The sequence below is a fragment of the Spiroplasma endosymbiont of Labia minor genome (genome assembly GCF_964019845.1).
GTDB lineage: Bacteria > Bacillota_I > Bacilli_A > Mycoplasmatales > Mycoplasmataceae.
The window spans coordinates 528,443-548,972 of the sequence record NZ_OZ026465.1; the positions used below are offsets into that span (position 1 = coordinate 528,443).

The following is a 20,530-nucleotide window of genomic DNA, read 5'->3' on the forward strand; positions in this document are numbered from 1 at the left end:
CTTTTTTTTATTCAACATCACTATCATCCTCACTAAAATATTTTCAAGCATTATTCACAATAGCTATAATTTCATCGTTCATAATCGAATTAGTGTTATTTTTGGTTTTAGTTACCAACATAATGTATTCAATATTTTGTTTTTTATTACCTAATATTGGAGAAAATGATAATTTCATTACAGAAAAATTATTATTATTTGCATATTTAAAAATCTGATTAATTGCTTTTATGTGCAATTCACTTGAAGTAATTTTTCCTTTAATTACATCCGCTGCAGTTAATTCAAATTGTGGCTTTATTAATAATACCCCAGAAATATTATCGTCAATAATATTATTTAATGAAGGAAAAATCTTCTCAAGCGAAATAAAACTAACATCACAACAAAAAAAATCTATCGTATCTTTAAAATCTTCTTTTTTTGTATATCTAAAATTTGTATTTTCCATAGAAATTACTTTTGGATTTGTTCGTAAAGATCATTCCAGTTGATTTGTTCCCACATCAAGTGCATAGACTTTTTTTGCGCCAGATTCTAAGCAAACTTGTGTAAAACCTCCAGTTGATGAACCAATATCAAGACATACTTTGTTTTTAAGATCAATATTTCAGATATTAACGGCTTTAAATAATTTCTTCCCTGCTCTTGAGACAAATTTTCTTTCATTATTGATAATTTTGATTGTAATCTTAGTTTCGTTAAATAGCGTTCCAGGTTTAATAATTTTTTCATTATTTACAAGTACTTTTTTATCTATAATTAAAGATCTAGCCTTTGATTTATTTGGTGTAAGTTTTTTTTCAACCAATATATCATCTAATCTTTTTTTGTTATTCATCTAGTTTATCCTTATTTTTAAAATATAGTTGTTGTTCTTCTTGAATTCAATCGGCAATTTTTTGAAAGAATACAAAACCATAGTTCTCTTCTTCGCTGTCTTCAAAATTTTTTAAATTTTTTCTCATAGCATTATAAAAATCTTGATTATTAATTTTTTCTTTTTCTTTTTTATAATTTATATATTTTTCATCAATTGTAAAATCTATATTTAAAAGTGCATTAATATCTTTTGTATCTGGATTTATTTTTTTTGGATTTCAATATTTATCAAAAATTACTTGATTATTGTTTTCATCCCATAACATTGGTCTTAAGTTGTTGTCTAATTTAACAATTAAATCATCTTTAGAATATAAATAATTATTAATATTATCTGGAATAATTGGTTCTCCATATCCATCAAATTGTATCTTATCAAAATTTTCAGTATACAACTTTGGTTTATTATTAATATCTGTTTTTACTTCATTTCCATTTTCGTCAAAAAAATGAATAATATTTAATCTATCTTCATCGATTGTCTCATCAATAGAATCAACGACAGCTATTGAATCGTCTATCATGCTAGCTTCCAATTGATTCATGGAAAGCATATCCATTATAATATCTTTTGCATCATCGACACTTTTACCTCTTAAATGCAAAGCTTTTTTAAGTTTTCTAACATCATTTAAAATTTTTTTTACTTGGTTTGGATCTTGCGTATCAATGCCTTTAAATTCTCGCAAATCATCTTTAATTTTTTCTAAATAAAAATCTTCATTAAATTCCACATTATCCCTCCGTTAATTGATCTAATACATCATCATAATATAAATTATTTTTTTTAAGAATGTCTTTTTTATGACCATTTCCTACAAAAAATGTTTCTATACAGATTGATTTTATCTTTTTATTTATATTTTTTTCTATATTTGTTGCTAAATTATTTTTTTGAATTACTTGTTCATAAACTATTATTTCTTTATCTTTTATTTCATCTAATAATTTAATGTCAATTGGATTTATAAATCTTGCATTTATTAAGTCTATTTTTATATTTTTAGCTTTAATTATTTTTTCAAATTCATTAACAGCATCACCATAGCATATTAATATTTTATTATTGCTGTCAAAAATTACTTTTTCTCATTGTCCAAATTCAAAATCAATATTCAAAAATGAATCTAAATTTAATTTTTCGTTTCTGATGACGTTAATTGAATTATTTTTTTTTGCAAAATAAAACATTTTTTCTAATTCAAATTTATTTCTTGGTTGCATTATTACAACCTCATTAAATAAATTTACTATAGATAAATCATAAATTCCATGATGACTATTTCCAGTATTGTATTGTATTCCTACTTTATCAATAATAAATGTAATGGGTAGTTTATTTCTAATTACATCATGAATGAAAAAATCGTATTCTCTCTGAAAAAATGTCGAATAAATAGATAAATAGACTTTTTTGTTTTGTGATGATAACGAGGCGGCTAATAAAATTGCATGCTCTTCATTTATACCGACATCTAAAAAATTTTTATTTGAAATTAAGTCTTGTTGCATGGATGCATATGTCATTCCTGGATTTATTACAAATGTATTTTGATCATTTAGTTCTTCTTTCAGTAAATTAGAAACAATAATTTGGGAATCATTTTCATTTAATGTTGTATTTGAAATAAAATGATTGCTATCATTTTGATATTTTGAAATTAAACCAAGTGACTTAATTGTTTTTATATGTAAAACACTTTTTTGATTAGTATTTTTGATTTGTTCAATTATTTTATTTAAAGCTACAATATTATTTCCTTCATTACAAAAATAATAATTAAATTTCATTGATTCAAAAAATGTTTTTCAATTTGGAGATTTTAAATAATTTTTACCTATTCCTTCACCATTATCATTTAAAATAATTATAACTTTATCTTCTTTTTGTGAAATTGAAAACAGGCCTTCAAATGAAATACCGTTTTCGAAAGCCGCATCTCCCACTATCGCAATTAAGTTTTCTTTAAACTTTGTTATTTGAAATCCATTTAAAAAAGATAGTGCAGTGCTAGAATGACCAGAAGAAAAATAATCAAATTTGTTTTCGAGCATTTCTTGAAAAACAGAAGAGCTAGTAGATGTATTTAAGCTTTTAATTATATCTCATCCATATGTTAATATTTTATATACATGAGAATTATGACCAGTATCAAATAACATAGCAGTTTTATTTTGATGAAAATTTTTCATCAAACATAAAGTTAATTCTACCAATCCTAAACTACTTCCAATATGCCCACCTGTTTTGGTTATATTTTCTATCAGGTAATTTCTAATTTCGCTTGCAATTAAAATTAGTTCATCATCAGATTTTAAATAGAGATCATTTCAATTTAAATTATAATTTTTACTCATTTAAAATAATTTCTGTTGAATTATCTTCTAAAACTTTTTTAACTGTTTGTTTTAAATCAGATAATCTTTCACTTGCTTCTTTTATATTTTTTAATCCAGATTCAAATAACGGAACTGAATCTTCCAGTGAAGTACTATCAGACTCTAATTTTTGAATTACCTCATTTATATTTTTAATTAATTCGTCAAAGTTTTTTTTATCCATAACATTTATTCCTTATCTATAGTTGCGTTTATTTCGCCATCATTAAATTTTATTTTTATATTTTTAGTATTTAAATTTTTTATTGATCTAATAATATGCTCTTCCCGATTTTTTATTAACGCATATCCTTTTTGCAACGGTAAAGTAGGATCACTCATTGATAATTTTATTTCTAATTTCTCTAAATAATTTGTAAAAAAAACAATTTTATTATTTATATTAGCTTTTATAAAAATTTCATTATTATTAATTTTCCTATCGATATCATTAATTTTATTTAAAATAATTCCTTTCATTAAATTTTTATTTTTTTCTAGAAATAAATTCATATCATTTTCTTTTTTTAATTCAATTTTTATAAAATCAGATTTTAACTTATTATTTTTTTGTTCATTAATCAGTATTTTTTTATCAATCAAAAATTTTAATGTCTTTGATAATGTATCTACTTTATTTTTGTAATTATCTACTTTATTTTTTAATTCTTTTATTAATTGTTTTTTATATTCCAATAAATTTGTTTTTAATTCTTTAATATTTGGTGTTGATAATTCACCTGCTGCAGTGGGTGTTGCAGCTCTTTTATCTGCTACAAAATCAGTAAGTGTTACATCTGGTTCGTGTCCAATTGCTGAAATAATAGGAATATTTGAATTTCTTATTGCTTCAAGAACGATAAGCTCATTAAATGATCATAAATCTTCATAACTTCCCCCGCCTCTTCCAACAATTAAAATATCCATTTTTGTGGGAAACATATTTGCCTGTTTAATTTTTTTTGCAATATCAAATTGCGCTTGTTCTCCCTGAACTACTGTTGGAAAAATAAAAATATTTGCTATTGGATATCTTCTTTGAATTGTGGTTTGAATGTCATGGATCGCTGCACCTGTTTGTGATGTGATAATACCAATATTATTTGGAAATTTTGGAATTTCTTTTTTTATAGATTTATCAAATCAGCCTTTTACCATTAATTCTTCTTTTCTTTTATTGAAAATTATTTCAAGTTCACCAATTCCATCTAATTGAATTTTGGCTACATCAAAAGTAATTTTACCTGTTGGAAGATAAAAACCAATTTTACCTGTCGCTGTTATTTTCATTCCTGATTTGGCATTTATATTTATTAATTGATGAGAGTTAGATTTTCACATTGCACAATTTATAGAACTGTTAATATCTTTCAATGTAAAATAAACATGACCAGATCTATTAAAAACTAAATTGTCTATTTCTCCTTGAACTGTTATATTAATAAAACTATCATTATCTTCAATTATTCTTTTTAAATTATTATTTAATTCACTAACAGACAGCACATATTTATTTTGCATATTTGTCACCTCTGTTTTCGTTCAAATAATTTTGACACATCGTATATTTTTCTTTCACATGATCAAATAAGTAGTTAATTCTTAGCTCAAATAATTTATCTATTTCAAAATTATATATTTTTGAAAAAATAATATTTGCATTATTTTTCAAAAATATATAAGTCTCTTTTATATTCATTAGAGATACAGCTGATTTAAAATTAGAAAATTTTTGCTCATCAAAAATTTCATTATTAATTTTTCAATTATTTTTTTGTCCAATAAATTGATCCATAAAATATTCAAAGTAAGTTGATATTTTTATAATTTCAAATTCGTTATCTAAATTATCTTTTTTTAAGTCTAATTCCAAAGTTGATGGTTTATTTAAAGAAAATATTTCCAAATTAAATGAATCTAAATCTATCGTCTCTATTAAATCATCATTTTCATTTTTTAAATTCTTTAAATCAAAAGTTCTATCAATAGAATCGTTATTTTTATTCATGTCTATATTAAAATCATTAAAAGAAGATGAATCAAATAAATTAGAATCCTTTTTTTCTTTTTCATTAATAGTTAATTTCGAACTTAAAATATTTTTAAATTCTTTTTCATCAATTACATTTTTTGTAATTAACAACGAAAATAAAGTTGCATCTATTTTTTCTAAATAGCCATAAATCAAGATAGATAAATTATTAGTATTTAATATTTTTGAATACAAATTTAATAAATTGAAAAATGCAAATTCAAAATATTTCCTTTTATTATTTAAATTTAAAAAAACTAAAAGTTGATTATTATTAATTTTGTTTACTAAATTATCTATTTTATTTTTTTGTATCTCTAAAAATTCTGAAGAATATTTTTCATCATTTTTATCAAATCATTTTATAATTCTCTCATTAAACAAAATATTAAAAAAATAATTATATTGTGTTGATATTTTTTCGTGTTTCGATTCATTTAAATGTTTTAAATGATTTGCATCTATAAAAAAATTAATTGATAATTTAGAAAATTGCTTTGTAGAAAAATCAATAAGATATTTTATTTCAGAATTTTTTTTAAGAATAAAAAATCAATAATTATTAAAGATATCTATAATGTTTGCTTCAAAATTTATATTATTAATTTCATTAAATTCATTTTTTAAATTCTTAACTTCTTCTTCATTACCAAAAATAACAATTTTGTCATAATTATTTTGCTGAAAATTGTTTAATGAATTTATTCTAAACTTGTTTATATCTAAAAACAATTTCTCATTAATATCAACAATATTTTTATAAAAAAATGCAAGGCAAGTAATATTTTTAAATAATTTCATTTCTGCGCCAGAAATATTTTCATTAAATTTAAAATTATTTTTATTATATTCATTAAATAAGTTTAATATAAAATAATAAATTTTTTTTAATCTATCTTTTATAATTTCTTGATATTGATTTTTTAAATCTATTAAATCATTAAAGAACACTTTAGAAACCTCGCTTATTCTTTTATAAATTATCTAAACAACCATTAATAAATTTTATATCTTCTCCTGGAATATAAATTCTAGCAATTTCCATTGCTTCATTTGTTGTAATAGCTCTTGGAATTTCTAACATTAAAATTTCATACGCACCATTAATCAAAATTGCTTTTTTTATTGGATTAATTCTTTCTCATGATCAATCGCCTTTTAATTGCTTAATAATTTTCTCAACTAGTTCATCAATATTATCTATTAAATTTAACATACTATTTATTTCTATTTCGTTTTTAAAAATTATTTGAAAATTATCAATGACTTCTTGTTTTGCGACGTTTTTGTCTATTTTAAGTAAAAAGAATCTATACAAATATTTAATTCTTTGCAAGCGATGCAATCTTGGACTATTTTCTGCATTATTATCTATTTTTTCTTTATAATCCATTCAAAATCTCTTTTCTATTAATGTTGCTTGTCAAAGAATTTTATTATAAATTTCTTAGATGTAATTAAATATAACCGAAAAGAAATCATCAGTTGCAGAAGTTTTGGCTAATTTAAAATTATGATTATTATTAATTATGGTATTGTTATGTGCACCTTTAATTATTTCCGCTAAAAAATTTGTGTATTCTTCTTGAACTTCAGAAAAGAATGATTCAAAATTCATTTCAAACATATCTATTAAAGTATATCTTGCTAAACTGTTATCATCAAAATTCACAAAAGACATTCAGAAATAGTCATTTTTAATAAAATCTTGTATTTGTAAAAAGAATCAATATCTAACTATTTTTCAACTAGAACTATTTGGTTTTACTTTTAAACTTCCATTATCATCAAATATAGTTGAATAAAATTTTTTTACTAATGCTGTCTGTATATCAATTTTTTTATTTTGACTTGGGTTTAAAAAACTATTATTCAAGCCAGAAATATAATTATCATTATCTATTTGAATTAAAGCTTTAGTGGTTAGACTTATTTTATAATATGTATTTTCTAATTCAGCAAAATTGAATTTTATATAAAATTCAGTAGTATTTTCATCTTTTGAAATCGTAAATATACTATTTCTTGTATCTACACCTATACCTATTTCATTTACATCTAATATTTCTTGATTTACATTAGGTTTTTTAAAAATTTTTATTCTGTCTTCTGTAATATTTTTGCTGTATCATGTTAAATAATCATGAGAATTTTTAAAAGTAACTGCACCTGCAATTTGCATTAATCTTGATAATTCTTTTCGTACTGAATCTATCGGATTATCTGGGTCAACTGGATTCTCAGCAGTAGTTACACCAAAAGATATTTGATTTGTACTTATATTTTTGAGATCGTTTACACTGCTATTAAAAGAAATTTGAGTATTTTTAGCACAAGAAACTGCATATATTGGACTGGCAGTTGCAATTATACTTAAAGCACCAAAAAAAGCTAATAGTTTTTTCATAAAATCACTCATTTCCATTATATTATATAGTATATTTTAAATATAGATTAAAATATTGAGGTATTTTTTTATGAAAAAAGATAATGATATTAAAACATTATTTCATATGTTAGATAATGAAATTATTGATGTTAATAAAGAACAAATAGAAATTAAGTGCAATGAAATATTAAATTACTTTTTAAAAATTTATGCAGATAATGATAATAAAATGTTGCTAGATAGAGTTTCAATTAATAAATATCGAACTAAATTTTTACAATTATTAAATGAATCTGATATAAATTATCCAATATTACCATCATTTTCAACAGAGAACGGAGATATAATTTGAACTGATTTTATTAAAATATTATTTCAAATATTAAATGCAATTATAAATGATGTAAATCCACAAACAAGAGGACTTATTTTTAATATTAATAAAATAATTAACAGTCTAAATAAACCCTTAAGATTAAGAATAGACAGAATTAATGATAAATAAAAATAAATACAAACATTTGTATTTATTTTTATTTATTCGCTTTAATTTCATTTGTCAAAAATTGAGTATATGGAAAATAAATTTTAAGCAATTTGGATCATCCGAATAAAGGATTTATTCCTGGATAAATTTCTTTAAATTCTTTCATAGCGAGTTTATATTTTTTTTGATTAATATAACCTTTTATTACACAATACATAAAAACGTGAGAGGCAGATCTATTTACTCCCAACATACAATGAACATATACTTTTGCATTTTGAGCTAATTTTTCATCTATTCAATTTAAAATTCTAATTGTCGTTTCTAAATTAATATTTTTTAATTTTGGTCAATCTTGAAGTCTTGCAAAAGCTATTTTGCCATGTTTTGCAATAATAAATTCTTCATTTGTAGATAAATTCATATTGTTTCTTTTTTTATATTGTTTTAAAAGTTCTTTTGAACAAACCATAATATAATCAGCATCTGCTGGAACATTATTTTTATCACCAAGATATAAATTTTTGATAATTCTTGTTGCAGGTTTTTCAGATAAAAAACTAAATATTCCCATTAAACAACCGATCGCTTTCTAATTAATCTTTGATAAAATTTGCAAATTCATCATTAAATTTTTTATTTCGCAACATTTCTATTTCCTGTTTATATATTGAAATTATTTTATTATCAATATATGGGGTTTCCAAAATTTTTGGAATTCCATATAAACGTTCATTATGTACTATTTTCGACAAAGACTCAAATCCGATTGTACCATAACCAATATTTTGATGTCTGTCTTTATGTGAACCCTTGCTATTTTTTGAATCGTTTAAATGGATGCATTTTAATTTATCTAAACCAATTTTAGAATCAAATTCTGTTAAAACACTATCAAAGTCATTTTTAATGTCATATCCCGCATCATTTAAATGACAAGTATCAAAACAAACACCTATTTTATCTTTAAATATTATTTGATCAATAACATAGGCAATTTCATCAAAATTGATACAAACTTCATTTCCTTTACCTGACATAGTTTCTAAACAAATTATTACATTTTGATTTTCAAGAATAATCTCATTTAACGATTTTACTAGCGCATTTAAAGAATTTAGTCGATTACCGCCACCTGTACCACCAGGATGTAAAACTAATAATTTGACACCTATATCATCTAGCCTTTTAATTTCTTGTCTCACTGTTTCTAAAGAACTAATTCTTGTTTGTTCATTTAAAGCATTCGCCAAATTAATTATATAAGGGCCATGAACAACTATTTTATCTAAATCAAAATTATGAGTTTTAATCATCTGTCTAAAATAAGGAATATTTATTTCATTAGTATTCTTTCTTGCAAATCTTGTAGGTGATCCTGTAAAAAACATAAACGTATCACAATCATAATTTATTGCATTATTAATTGTGCCCTTTAAATAATCATTACGTGAATTCATTTCTAGAAAACATCCTAAACTAAGGTTACTATCAACTACCCTTCTCATATTATCAACTACCCTTCTCATATTCTTTGATAAATATCCTGCTATTTTCTTCATCGTCTTTTAATAATTTAGTTAATTCGCTAATAGACTTTATTTTTACATTTTTTCTTAAGAATTTTATTGGGTACACTATAATTAAATTGTTATATATGTCTTGATCAAAATCAAAAATATTCACTTCATACACATATTTATTTATTTCTGAATTTAAGCCCATATAACATCCCATTCCAAAATAATATCTATGATTTACTTTAACTTTACAAACAAAAACTCCTTCATTAATAACTAATGGCAAATTAAAATAGATATTTGCAGTTGGAAAACCTATTTTTCTTCCCAATTGTTTTCCATGTGTTACTATCTCAGAAAATGAATAATCAAAATGATAATTTTTTCAAATGTTTTTGAAATCATTTTCTTTAACCATTGCATTAATTTTAACAGGCAATTTTGATTCTAAAATAAATGGCTTATTGTCTAAATTAAGGTCATTTGCAATTAACTGAATGTATGAAAATATATCTTTATTATAAATATTATCAAATAACGTAAAATCATCTGTAATAGATATTGCTTTAATATTAAAATCATTAATAAGTTTTAATAAATAGGTATAAATATCTAGTAAAATTGATTCATTTATAGATATTACTAATATATCAATAGGATAATCTTCTATTTTTTTATTTAAAACTGAAGAAATGATATTTGAATTATTCATATCTTCTAAGTTTATTAAAATATAGATAGTTTCCAAATTTAATTTTTCTTTTTTTGCAAGTGCAAAATCTATAAAATAGTCTAAATTAATTAGTAATTGTTCTTTTGTAGTCAACAACAAAATACTTTTTTTATTTGGTATATTCTTTTTTAATAAAGGGTTATATTTTATTATCATTATTCAAAATCCTTTTTAAACACTTTAATTATATATTAAAAAATCTAAAGTAGTAAATTAATTAATTTACTACTTTAGATTTAAAATACAATTCTAGAAATCATTTTTTTTAAATCACGTTTCTTCATATTTGCAAATAACATTCCACAGTTTGTACATTGATATTTTAAAATAGAATAATCAAAATAAATGATCAAATGATTACATTCTGGTAAACGTTTATGAACATAATACAAATCTGTATTAATTCTTCCATCAAGATCTCTTTTGAAAATGACTTCGTTTAAATAATTTAGACGTTGATTTTTTTTAGTCATAAATAAGAATCACCTCTTATAACCTTATTTTATCATAAAAAACGACCTGACTCAATGAGCAGTATTTCCAGCAATAAAATCATTTGTTTTAAATCAATCGATGTTAACATTTTTATTAATCATCTTCAACTCAGTTTCATTTAAATTAAATCATCTATTTTTAGCTTCTATTTCTGTAATTTCAGTATTTGACGTTCAATATTCAATATCATTATCTAAAGTACTCAAATCATAACCAGAATCTGAAGTAGAATAAAAATTAACAACAATATTTTTCAAACCTTTTAATAGTTTTGAATCTTCCGTCGCTTTAATTACAACAACAACACCAGATGATAAATCACCTGTTTTAATTTTTGACGTATCTAATGTATAATATGTACTTGTAACTGTACTGGTTAAATTATTTATACGTAAAATTTCTGCAATTTACGTTTGAACATATTCAACTAAATTAATTACATCTTGTTTTGTAATATTTTTGTTATTTTCATTATCACCATTGCCATCCATAGAAATAACACTGCATGAAATAATTGATGTTGTACTTGATAATGTAAGTCCAAAAATAGTTAATATACTTAATAAGTTTTTCATATGTAAAATCTTCTCTTATTTTACTATAGTATATGAGTTGATAGTACATCCTTATTTGTGAAAAGTCAATGATTTAATTATTTAAACTTGAAGTTGCAAATTAAATTCACAAAAAAAATAATTATAATTTATTAATTTTACCAATAAAAATCAAAAACATATCTATAAATAGATATGTTTTTGATTTTTATAATTTAATTTACTCTACTGTAATAGAAAACAAAATTCATCATTAATCTTGTCATCTTAATTTAAATGATGGAACAATAATTAAAACTACAAGTAATACAATTGATACCATAAGATAAATTACATCTGTAGTATTATATGAATACGGAATACCCATACCATTATTTCCATTTCAAGCATCCACAAATGGATAAATAGAATATTTAAATGGATTTATTCATGATAGCGCATTCAAAATTGTACTACTTTGGATACTTTCTTTTGGTGAAAAACCTCCACTCAAAAATGTAATTGGCATATATAATACATTAATCACAGCGTTATAAGTTGTTGATGATTTGAAAATTGAAGCAAATGTTAAACCAAATGCCATTGCTAAGGCTAAAATTGGAATAAACAACGCAATTGATTGTCCAATTTCTTTAGGTGCTGAAACTTCAGCTCAACCATATTTTTGCCCATACATAATTCCTGCTCACATTAATGATCAAAACAAAGAAACTATAATTAATAGAAAACCAACTGCAAGAATTGAAAATAAAAAGAATATTGGTTTAATATTTGTAGCACCAATTCTCTTCATTAAAACTGATGATTTAAATTCAATTATTGTTGACGGAATCACAAAGAAGCCTATTCCCAATGCAGCCATTGCGCCATAAGAACCAACAAGTGAATGTAAATTTCTAATTGCTGTTTCTTTATCGTTTGCAAGTGCACCACTTGTAAACATATTTCCCATTAAAAATAACATTAAAATTGGAAAGATAAATACAAAGAATGGCACAGCAACACCTTTAATATAATATTTCATTAACAAACTAATTAAAGGAATATTTTTATTTTTATTTTTTCCTGATGAAATTATTCTGTCAAATTTATTTTTATGTTTTGAACGTTTTTCATTTTTTAATGCAGCTTTTTCTTTTTCAACTTGATATTCTGCTTCTAAATCTGCTTTTTTTTCATCATTAAATTTTTCTCAAGTATAATTATGAACAGAACCATATTTTTTTACTATATCCTCTACATTACCTGCTTCTCGAATTTCTCCACGATGAATATAGATAAATTTATTACATAATTCTTCTATTTCGCTCATCATATGAGTAACTAAGAATAAAGATTTATTTGTTTTGACAACTCTTTCTTTTATGAAATCTAAAATTTGACTTCTAACTTCAATATCTAAACCTGTAGAAACCTCATCTAAAATAACAATATCTGGGTTATGAATTAAACCAAGTAATATATTTAAACGTTGTTGTTGTCCGCCAGATAAACTTTGAACATATTTATTTTTAAAACCAAGTAATTGATAAATTCTCAACAATTCAGTTAATTCTTCGTCTGTCATTCTTATTGAAAAAGTTTCTAAATAATATTTAATCATATCAATTACTGTAATACCAATTGGATATTTTGATTCTTGAAATTGAATTCCTAAAATTAAACCGTTTCTTTTTTCTACAGTTCCTGATGTTGGTTTTCTAATACCAGCAATAATTTCACTGACAGTTGATTTACCACCACCGTTTGGACCGATAACTCCAATACGATCGCCTTCTTTTATTTCAAGATTAATATCATGTAAAACAACTTTTTTACCATATTGCTTTTTAATATTTGTTAATCTAATTAACGTATCAGCGCTAAGTCGAGTTGCAACATTTTGTTTATGTTGATCATTATCGATGATAGTTGAATCGCTTTTATTTTTTAACAATTTTATAATTCCTTTCTCTATATATTTGATGTTAATTCCATATGTAATAAAGAATTAACCTCCAAAAAAAATTATACATGCTTTATTAATTAAGTCAACAATTTATGCATTTTTTTTGCATAAATATTTCAATTTAAAATAAAAATACTAAATAAATTATAAATACACGCAATAAAATTGCTAATATTAAAGAAATTGAAATAATATTAAATATTATTTCTCAAATAAGGCTTTTGCTTTAAGATTATCTTGCGCTTGCTCTAATGTAAAACCACTTTCATTATGTCCGGGGTATATCTTAACAGTGTTATCAAAATTAGCATAAATAAATTCAATTGATTTATCAAATGATTCTGTGTTTACTCTTGGAATGTTTTCTCTATAGCCATAACCATTTCTAAATAAAGTATCACCAACAAAAATCATTTTTTCATTTTTAAAAAAATAAAAAGTTGTTCCTGGTGTATGCCCACCCATTGGGCAAATTACAATATCAAAATTATTAATTTTCATCTCATTTTTAAACATAAATGATTTTACATTACCAATATATTCTCGATTTAATTGTCAATTATTAATTTCATTTCGAATTGCACTAAGATTTATATTTGCATCAAACAATCCTTCTACATCATTAAAATTAATATGAATAATTGAATTATATTTTTTGACAAATTTTTCTAATTCATAAATATGATCAAAATGATTATGAGTTATTAAAATGTCAGTAATTATTATATTGTTTTTTGTACATCAATCTATTATTTCATCTGCAATCATTGAATCATCAATTAAAATTGCCTCATTATTTTCATTATAAACTAAATATGAATTATAGTCCTTGTTGTTGTTAATAATATTTTTAAATACTTTTATCACTTTTGTATCTCCTTTTATTTTTTTAATACTACTATAAATTTTACTTAAAAATAATAAAAATTTTTTGATAATTCTGAAAATTGTACATTTTTCATAGTTCGAATAATTTTAATCAAATATGAAATTTCAAATAAGTTTTTTTTATTTAATTTTTCACCTTTGTATTTTAAAATACAAATTCATTATTAAATAAAAAAACAGATTTTGAATCCTGTATGTAAAATTTCAATTAAAAAATAATCATAATTTAAATAAAATAATATTATCTAAAATTAATATTTAATAATAATTAAAATACAAATTTTGCGGAAAATGTAAATTTTTATTTATATAAAATTAATTCACTAATTTATAAATTGAGCTATTCATTGTTCCAGCTAAAAGAGTTTCGTTTGAAAGCTGGGCAATTGATAAAACATCATCTAACGCTTTATCTTCTATTTTGCCAGTTCCATTACCAACATATGTGTCAATTGTACCTTCATCTGTTAATTTGTAAATTGAACCATTATCTGTTCCAGCTAAAATGATTCCATTTGCAAGTTCTCAAAACTTTCAATAATTCCATCAAAAGTTTTATCTTCTAGTTTACCGGTTCCACCACCAACAGATGTGTCAATTTTACCTTCATCTGTTAGTTTACAAATTGACCCTGCATATGTACTTCCTGCAAAACTTAAAATAGTTCCATTGGCAAGTTGAATCATTGAATTAATACCATATTTAAAAGTTTTATTTTCTACAACACCAGTTTCATTACCAACAGATGTATCAATTGTACCTGACTGTTTTATAGTTGTCTTAATTGACACAATTGCTGTATTCTTAAATTGTCCATTATACATTCATGGAGCAAAAATATCTATATTTCCTAGTGCATTTGCATCTCCTGCTTTGAAATTTATAACTTCAAACCATGAAATATCTACACTTGAATTTATTAATTTTAATTTAGTTTCATTTGAATTAAATTATTTTTGTTTTGCTTCATTTTTTGTAATTAATTTTGATCCTTGATATTCAATTTTATTGTTTAAAGTTGATAAATCTAAGCGTTGACCTGAATTAAATATTATCTGAACATTTTTTGAACCAAACAAATATTGTGAATCATTTGTGACAGTGACTAATATTTCAATTGTGTTTGTTACAGAAAAATTTCCAGGAACAATAATATCTGGAACATTTGTTGTAAAATCAGCAGCTGTAACTACACTTGCCAATTTATTTGTTTGTATTCTTTGCAAAATTTGTGTTTGTAAATATTCTATAATATCAGTTACATCTTTTGATGTAACATAACGATTATCGTCTACATAAATATTTATGAAATCTAAATTAACTAGAGAATTTAAATTCATTTTATCGTTTTTTAAAGAAATAGAAATACACGATACGACCGATGATGCATCAGTTAATGTAATTGCTATTGAACCTAGTACTTGTATAATAACCTTTTCAAATAAATCATCTCCAAATTGATTTAAAATATTAAATATTAGTTCTTTTAAAAAAACTTGTTTTTTTAAAAGAAATTTCTATTTATAATTATTAATTTTCAGTATTTTAAAAAATAAAAAGATATAAAATTAAAGCTAATTTTGTATCTAAATTAAAAATATTTATCTTGATAAATTAATCATTATCTTTTTTATTCTCCTTACTTATGCTTACATCTTCATCAGATTTTAATGACCCCAAAATCACTTTTTTATTTTTATTTATATAATCAAACATTGAAATGATTGCAAACAAAGTTGCCAAATACATTGGAATTAAAGCTAATTGATTTATTCATCCATATTCATCATATGTTCCCGTTTGATTTCAAGAACCACCAAATGTATGAAAGTTAATAAAAAATAAAATAAATAGTCCAACCATTTGAATAGCTGTTCTTCATTTTCCTAAAGGACCAGCACCCATTAGTATATTTTTTGATGATAAAATTTGTCTTAATGCATCTATTGTGAAATCTCTAATAAAACCTATTAATACCATTCAAATTGGTAATATTTGCATCACTGCAAATATAATAATTACTGAATTATTTAAAATTTTATCTGCAACTGCATCAGCAAATTTACCAAATGTAGTTGTTTGATTATATTTTCTCGCAACTCAACCATCCAAAAAATCAGTAAATGCAGCAATTCCAAATATAATTGCTGCTAAAATTCAAGCAATTTTTAAATGGTATGCTCCAATTGAAACTTCACTCGTTCAAATATTTCACTCATTCAAAGCACCATAACCTGAAATTAATAGTAAAACTATTACTATCGGAAGTAAAATTAATCTTAAAATAGTAATCCTATTTGCTAAATTCATAAATATGTTTTCTCCTCATATACTAAATTATATCAATTAACAATTAATTAAGCCAATATTATTCATTTCTGGAAATAATATAATCATCTGAATAATTTGGTTTCAATTCAGAATCTTTGCTTTTATTTTTAAATCATTTAAATTGCCTTTCAAATGGATGCAATTCTCTGACTTTTCAATATAAATCTTTATTTCAATCATTACCAAGTGCTTTTCAATTATATTTATTATTTATTAATTTAAATTCTGCCAGTTCTTTTTCCATATTTAATGCAACTAAGCCATCAACAATTCATTTTGCTTTATAAGAACCAAATAAAATTTCTCTATTTCTTAAAATTGACATCCCAATTCCCAATGAAATGAATACTGCAAAGAATATTCATAAAATTCCTCATTGCATTAGAATATACAAAGTATCAGCCGAATTTATATCAATTGACCCTATTCCATAAACTATTGACCCTATCCCGTGCAGAGCATATGTAAATGGAACTATATTTGAAACAAAATCAAAGAAACCAAATTGCATAAAGGCTGGAAATGTACCTCAACCTGATGCTAAATTTAAAACTATATAAACAACGACAATAAATTTACCAACTGTCTCATCTTTTAAAGAAAATCACAGTGAAGAAATTATAACAACAAATGTCATTTCTATTGCAAGTAATCATAATCAAAGCAATAAAATTGTTCCAGCACCCATTACTTATCAACCTGTAACTACTACTGTAAGAGTTAATAAAGTGACTTGTAAAAATCCTATAACCATCATTAAAGTGACTTTACCTAAATGTATTGTATTGCATTTGCTTTTTTAAAACGTTTAGCTCTATCATAAATAAGCGTTTGCATTAACGTTCCAATAAACATACCAATTAATAAAAAGAATTCTCCAAGTCCAATACCATACAGCCCATTTTCAATACCTTGAATTTCAATATTAAAAATTCCGCTGATGTTTTTTGGAGCATCTGTTATTTTAGAAACTATTTCACTTAAAATAGCTGCTAATGTTGATCCAGAAAAATTAGTTTTTAATCAAGTTTCTAAATTTTGTTTAAATAATTGAACTTGTGCATATTGTGTAATTTCGCCAGCTTCATTTGTAAACAATTTAGTTAGATTTAGATTGCCATCTTCACTTGTGTTAAAAAAAGGTACAGCTTTTTCAATTGAATTAACAACCGTTTTATTGTTTAAGGCCATACTAATATATGATGATCCAAAATCATTAGCAGCTACTTTTTGATTGTCTGTATGTCAATCTATTTCGTGGACGCAATCTCATAAAATTTTATTAATTACTTGTCTATTATTATATAAAGATTCAACTTTTGTTTTTAAATTACCTAAGTTATTTGATGTATCCAATGAAATTAAGAATTTAAAGATATCAGATTCAACAATATCATGAAAATTTGTAATCATTTTTTAACATAACCTGTATCTTTATAAACACCAGTATTTGTTGGGTCTAATTGTGAATTAGTCTCTGAAACATTGCCAAATAAAGAATTTGCAGTTTCAGATGTTGTATCTGAAAGAACATATCTATTATCTACTGCAGCTTGTGAATAACACATTTTAGACAATATAAAACATTAAGAGTAATTTCATTAATATACCGAGTGTAGATATAATTATTTAATTTTTTCTGTTTTTAACCATAATTTAAATATTATATAAATTTTAGAAATTAATTTATATTTTTTAATAATTTCAATTCTTCATGAGCAATTTTTAATTTAATAGAATCTATTGGATCTTGAAATTTGGGCATTTCTGTTCGCCTGTTATAACATCAAAAATAAATGAACATTCCAAAAAATGGAAAGATTAATCAGTATATTATACCTCTACGCTTCATCTTTTCTAATTTTTTTAGTTCTACGTTGTATTCTTCTAGTTGAATACTGTTGATATAATTGATTTTATCTTTTTTCATTATTGATAACATTCCCTTTCTGATTATCTCTTCTATCTGTTTTTAGTTTTCTAAAACTATTTGTAAAAAATCTTTTAATTGGAGAATATTGATATTTATTTATATCTAAACTATATAGTAAATGTTCTTCACTGGTGTTTATAGAATTTTTAATTTGATAATCATCATCCATCTCTATTCTTTCAATGAATCTACTATTAAATTTATAACTTATTTTTTTTGGTAATTCAAGTTGCCTTGTATCTTTAAATTTATTTTTTGATTCTATGTAACATAAATACAATTCACCTAATTGAATATAAAAAATATTTAATATATTTTCTAAAGAACCAAAAATCAATTTATATTTATAAACTATTTGTAAAAAATTATAACGTTGATCATCAAAACTTTCAATTTCTAAATTTGTATAAATAAAAATTGTTTCGTTTAATTCATGTTTTAATTTTCATAAATCTTTTATAGCAAACTGAAAATCTAATTTATTTGTAATTACTTTAATATATCATTCAAACCTTTCAATTATTTGCAATGATTTATCACTCAGGTTACAATTTTTTAAATTATTGATCATAGAATTAATTAAATAACCAAGTAATTTAAAAAATAATGGTTTAAAAATTGTTGAAAAAATTTGTCCAGGTTTTGCAAATGAAAAATCATCAACTTTATAATTTAACATCACTATTTCTTTTTTATAAAAATTTATTAATTCATTATAAAAATCTAATCTAATATTCATATCGCAAATCATTCTTGATAAATTTACATAATGGCCATAATAAATTCATTTTGAAATTTTTTTAAATTCAATATAAATTTTAGTTTTCATATTTAGTTTTGCAATTGCATACATTTTTCTAATTAGAAAAATATCTATACCTTTAATTTTATTTTTTGCCTTTTTAAATTTAGCTATTTCACTAAAAAATAATGTTGAAAACAATAAATCAGTATCTATTAATTGATGTAATTTTGTAATAATCATATAAAAATTATTCTTTCTAAATAGAAATCAAACTTAACTCTTATTTTTTATTATATATTATTCTTAATATTTATATTTCATTTTAAGGTAAAATATTATCGGGAGGTTTACTATGCATTATTTAGGAATCATAATTGCATCAGTATTCGGGTATTTAATTGGTTCTATTTCTTTCTCAATTATCATTGTTTTTTTAAAAACTAAAGGAGATGTTAGATCTCAAGGTTCAAATAACGCTGGCGCAACCAATGCATCTAGAGTAATTGGAAAAAGCTGAGGTCTGTTTATTAGTTTTTTAGACGCAATAAAAGTTGTAGTCACTGGTTTTTTTGCAGTTGGCTTATCTATGATTAATAATAATTTATTTTCAGATACATCCTATTTTATTCCAATGTTATTTGCAGTTATTGGACATTGTTTTCCAATATACTATAAATTTAAAGGTGGTAAAGCAGTTTCTACATTTATTGGTTTGATTGTTATGTGTAATTGATTAAACTTTTTTATTTTTGCATTTGTTTGATGAACATTAATATTTATTTGAAGAAAAGTTTCATTATCTTCAATAACAGCTACTATTGTCATCATTATTTGTGCTTGAATTCCTTGAATTTACGGAACAAGTACATTTGATTTAACTTGATTAACATATAGTCAAAATGCATATAGCGATGGCCATGTTTATTTTACGTGAGTGAATCATTTGCATAGTCATCAAAGTGTTAATTTTGCACCACATTATTTTGATGGTTATGTAACAATTGCAATTGTAATTACTTTAAGTAGTTTATTATTAATTTTCAAACATAGACAAAATATAGAGAGATTAATAAATAAAACAGAAAAAGAATTATCATTTAAAAAACATGATCAAAATATTACTAAAAATTTTACACATGAAAATGTCACTAAAAAAGAACCACCAACAGATAATACCGAAAACAAACGAAAAGAAAAACCCAGCTAAATTTTAT

26 protein-coding genes are annotated in these 20,530 nt (G+C 23.1%); 2 read left to right on the plus strand and 24 right to left on the minus strand.

What is annotated here, in order from left to right:
* Window positions 1–7 precede the first annotated feature (7 nt).
* Genes AACK85_RS02740 through AACK85_RS02775 form a run of 8 tightly spaced genes read right to left on the minus strand, consistent with a single transcriptional unit; the run spans window position 8 to window position 7,700 of the window.
* The gene (locus AACK85_RS02740; RefSeq protein ID WP_338969191.1) at window positions 8–841 is read right to left on the minus strand and encodes a TlyA family RNA methyltransferase; all 834 of its coding nucleotides are present in this window, start codon (window positions 839–841) and stop codon (window positions 8–10) included.
* The gene (locus tag AACK85_RS02745) at window positions 834–1,616 is read right to left on the minus strand and encodes a hypothetical protein (RefSeq protein ID WP_338969193.1); all 783 of its coding nucleotides are present in this window, start codon (window positions 1,614–1,616) and stop codon (window positions 834–836) included. The genes AACK85_RS02740 and AACK85_RS02745 overlap by 8 nt, the downstream gene beginning before the upstream one ends.
* A 1-nt stretch (window position 1,617) precedes the next feature.
* A complete protein-coding gene (locus tag AACK85_RS02750; protein WP_338969194.1) occupies window positions 1,618–3,240 on the minus strand; it encodes a 1-deoxy-D-xylulose-5-phosphate synthase N-terminal domain-containing protein in 1,623 nt (540 codons plus the stop codon).
* On the minus strand, window positions 3,233–3,445 hold the full coding sequence (gene xseB / locus AACK85_RS02755) for an exodeoxyribonuclease VII small subunit (protein WP_338969195.1): 213 nt from the start codon (window positions 3,443–3,445) through the stop codon (window positions 3,233–3,235). Before xseB ends, AACK85_RS02750 begins: the two co-directional genes overlap by 8 nt.
* A 5-nt stretch (window positions 3,446–3,450) precedes the next feature.
* The gene (gene xseA, locus AACK85_RS02760; RefSeq protein ID WP_338969197.1) at window positions 3,451–4,782 is read right to left on the minus strand and encodes an exodeoxyribonuclease VII large subunit; all 1,332 of its coding nucleotides are present in this window, start codon (window positions 4,780–4,782) and stop codon (window positions 3,451–3,453) included.
* Window positions 4,772–6,244: a hypothetical protein gene (locus AACK85_RS02765; RefSeq protein WP_338969198.1), complete on the minus strand. Its 1,473-nt coding sequence runs from the start codon at window positions 6,242–6,244 to the stop codon at window positions 4,772–4,774. Before AACK85_RS02765 ends, xseA begins: the two co-directional genes overlap by 11 nt.
* Before the next feature lie 22 nt (window positions 6,245–6,266).
* The gene (locus AACK85_RS02770; protein WP_338969200.1) at window positions 6,267–6,686 is read right to left on the minus strand and encodes a transcription antitermination factor NusB; all 420 of its coding nucleotides are present in this window, start codon (window positions 6,684–6,686) and stop codon (window positions 6,267–6,269) included.
* 54 nt (window positions 6,687–6,740) lie between these two features.
* Window positions 6,741–7,700 carry a lipoprotein gene (locus AACK85_RS02775; protein ID WP_338969201.1) on the minus strand — a complete coding sequence of 320 codons (960 nt, stop codon included), beginning with the start codon at window positions 7,698–7,700 and terminating at the stop codon, window positions 6,741–6,743.
* Between the two features lie 70 nt (window positions 7,701–7,770).
* Between AACK85_RS02775 and AACK85_RS02780 the strand changes: the two genes are divergently transcribed.
* Complete coding sequence (locus AACK85_RS02780; protein WP_338969202.1) at window positions 7,771–8,187, plus strand: hypothetical protein; 417 nt, start codon at window positions 7,771–7,773, stop codon at window positions 8,185–8,187.
* A 28-nt stretch (window positions 8,188–8,215) separates the two neighbouring features.
* On the opposite strand, the gene AACK85_RS02785 is transcribed toward AACK85_RS02780, so the two are convergent.
* The 16 genes from AACK85_RS02785 to AACK85_RS02860 form a co-directional block, all read right to left on the minus strand.
* A complete protein-coding gene (locus tag AACK85_RS02785; RefSeq protein ID WP_338969203.1) occupies window positions 8,216–8,743 on the minus strand; it encodes a dual specificity protein phosphatase in 528 nt (175 codons plus the stop codon).
* Between the two features lie 22 nt (window positions 8,744–8,765).
* Window positions 8,766–9,731 (minus strand): deoxyribonuclease IV, encoded by a 966-nt coding sequence (locus AACK85_RS02790; RefSeq protein ID WP_338969205.1) that lies wholly within the window; start codon window positions 9,729–9,731, stop codon window positions 8,766–8,768.
* Window positions 9,679–10,578, minus strand: coding sequence for a riboflavin kinase (locus AACK85_RS02795; RefSeq protein WP_338969207.1), 900 nt, complete (start codon window positions 10,576–10,578; stop codon window positions 9,679–9,681). The genes AACK85_RS02790 and AACK85_RS02795 overlap by 53 nt, the downstream gene beginning before the upstream one ends.
* Before the next feature lie 80 nt (window positions 10,579–10,658).
* Window positions 10,659–10,895, minus strand: coding sequence for a hypothetical protein (locus AACK85_RS02800; protein ID WP_338969209.1), 237 nt, complete (start codon window positions 10,893–10,895; stop codon window positions 10,659–10,661).
* A 24-nt stretch (window positions 10,896–10,919) separates the two neighbouring features.
* Entirely contained in the window at window positions 10,920–11,174 is a 255-nt protein-coding gene (locus tag AACK85_RS02805; RefSeq protein WP_338969211.1) for a hypothetical protein, read from the minus strand.
* Window positions 11,175–11,324: 150 nt separating this feature from the next.
* Window positions 11,325–11,492 carry a hypothetical protein gene (locus tag AACK85_RS02810; protein WP_338969213.1) on the minus strand — a complete coding sequence of 56 codons (168 nt, stop codon included), beginning with the start codon at window positions 11,490–11,492 and terminating at the stop codon, window positions 11,325–11,327.
* Between the two features lie 232 nt (window positions 11,493–11,724).
* Entirely contained in the window at window positions 11,725–13,407 is a 1,683-nt protein-coding gene (locus AACK85_RS02815) for an ABC transporter ATP-binding protein/permease (RefSeq protein ID WP_338969214.1), read from the minus strand.
* Between the two features lie 213 nt (window positions 13,408–13,620).
* Entirely contained in the window at window positions 13,621–14,286 is a 666-nt protein-coding gene (locus AACK85_RS02820; RefSeq protein WP_338969215.1) for an MBL fold metallo-hydrolase, read from the minus strand.
* A gap of 521 nt (window positions 14,287–14,807) precedes the next feature.
* The gene (locus AACK85_RS02825; RefSeq protein ID WP_338969217.1) at window positions 14,808–15,131 is read right to left on the minus strand and encodes a hypothetical protein; all 324 of its coding nucleotides are present in this window, start codon (window positions 15,129–15,131) and stop codon (window positions 14,808–14,810) included.
* Window positions 15,132–15,257: 126 nt separating this feature from the next.
* Window positions 15,258–15,647: a hypothetical protein gene (locus tag AACK85_RS02830; RefSeq protein ID WP_338969219.1), complete on the minus strand. Its 390-nt coding sequence runs from the start codon at window positions 15,645–15,647 to the stop codon at window positions 15,258–15,260.
* Between the two features lie 274 nt (window positions 15,648–15,921).
* The gene (gene pgsA / locus AACK85_RS02835; RefSeq protein ID WP_338969221.1) at window positions 15,922–16,617 is read right to left on the minus strand and encodes a CDP-diacylglycerol--glycerol-3-phosphate 3-phosphatidyltransferase; all 696 of its coding nucleotides are present in this window, start codon (window positions 16,615–16,617) and stop codon (window positions 15,922–15,924) included.
* Window positions 16,618–16,675: 58 nt separating this feature from the next.
* Window positions 16,676–17,326 carry a hypothetical protein gene (locus tag AACK85_RS02840; RefSeq protein ID WP_338969223.1) on the minus strand — a complete coding sequence of 217 codons (651 nt, stop codon included), beginning with the start codon at window positions 17,324–17,326 and terminating at the stop codon, window positions 16,676–16,678.
* An 83-nt stretch (window positions 17,327–17,409) separates the two neighbouring features.
* Window positions 17,410–18,051: a hypothetical protein gene (locus AACK85_RS02845; protein WP_338969225.1), complete on the minus strand. Its 642-nt coding sequence runs from the start codon at window positions 18,049–18,051 to the stop codon at window positions 17,410–17,412.
* The gene (locus AACK85_RS02850) at window positions 18,000–18,215 is read right to left on the minus strand and encodes a hypothetical protein (RefSeq protein WP_338969227.1); all 216 of its coding nucleotides are present in this window, start codon (window positions 18,213–18,215) and stop codon (window positions 18,000–18,002) included. The genes AACK85_RS02845 and AACK85_RS02850 overlap by 52 nt, the downstream gene beginning before the upstream one ends.
* 104 nt (window positions 18,216–18,319) lie before the next feature.
* The gene (locus AACK85_RS02855) at window positions 18,320–18,568 is read right to left on the minus strand and encodes a hypothetical protein (protein WP_338969229.1); all 249 of its coding nucleotides are present in this window, start codon (window positions 18,566–18,568) and stop codon (window positions 18,320–18,322) included.
* Window positions 18,555–19,556: a hypothetical protein gene (locus AACK85_RS02860; protein ID WP_338969230.1), complete on the minus strand. Its 1,002-nt coding sequence runs from the start codon at window positions 19,554–19,556 to the stop codon at window positions 18,555–18,557. The genes AACK85_RS02855 and AACK85_RS02860 overlap by 14 nt, the downstream gene beginning before the upstream one ends.
* Window positions 19,557–19,668: 112 nt before the next feature.
* Between AACK85_RS02860 and plsY the strand changes: the two genes are divergently transcribed.
* Entirely contained in the window at window positions 19,669–20,523 is an 855-nt protein-coding gene (gene plsY, locus AACK85_RS02865) for a glycerol-3-phosphate 1-O-acyltransferase PlsY (protein ID WP_338969232.1), read from the plus strand.
* Window positions 20,524–20,530 lie beyond the last annotated feature (7 nt).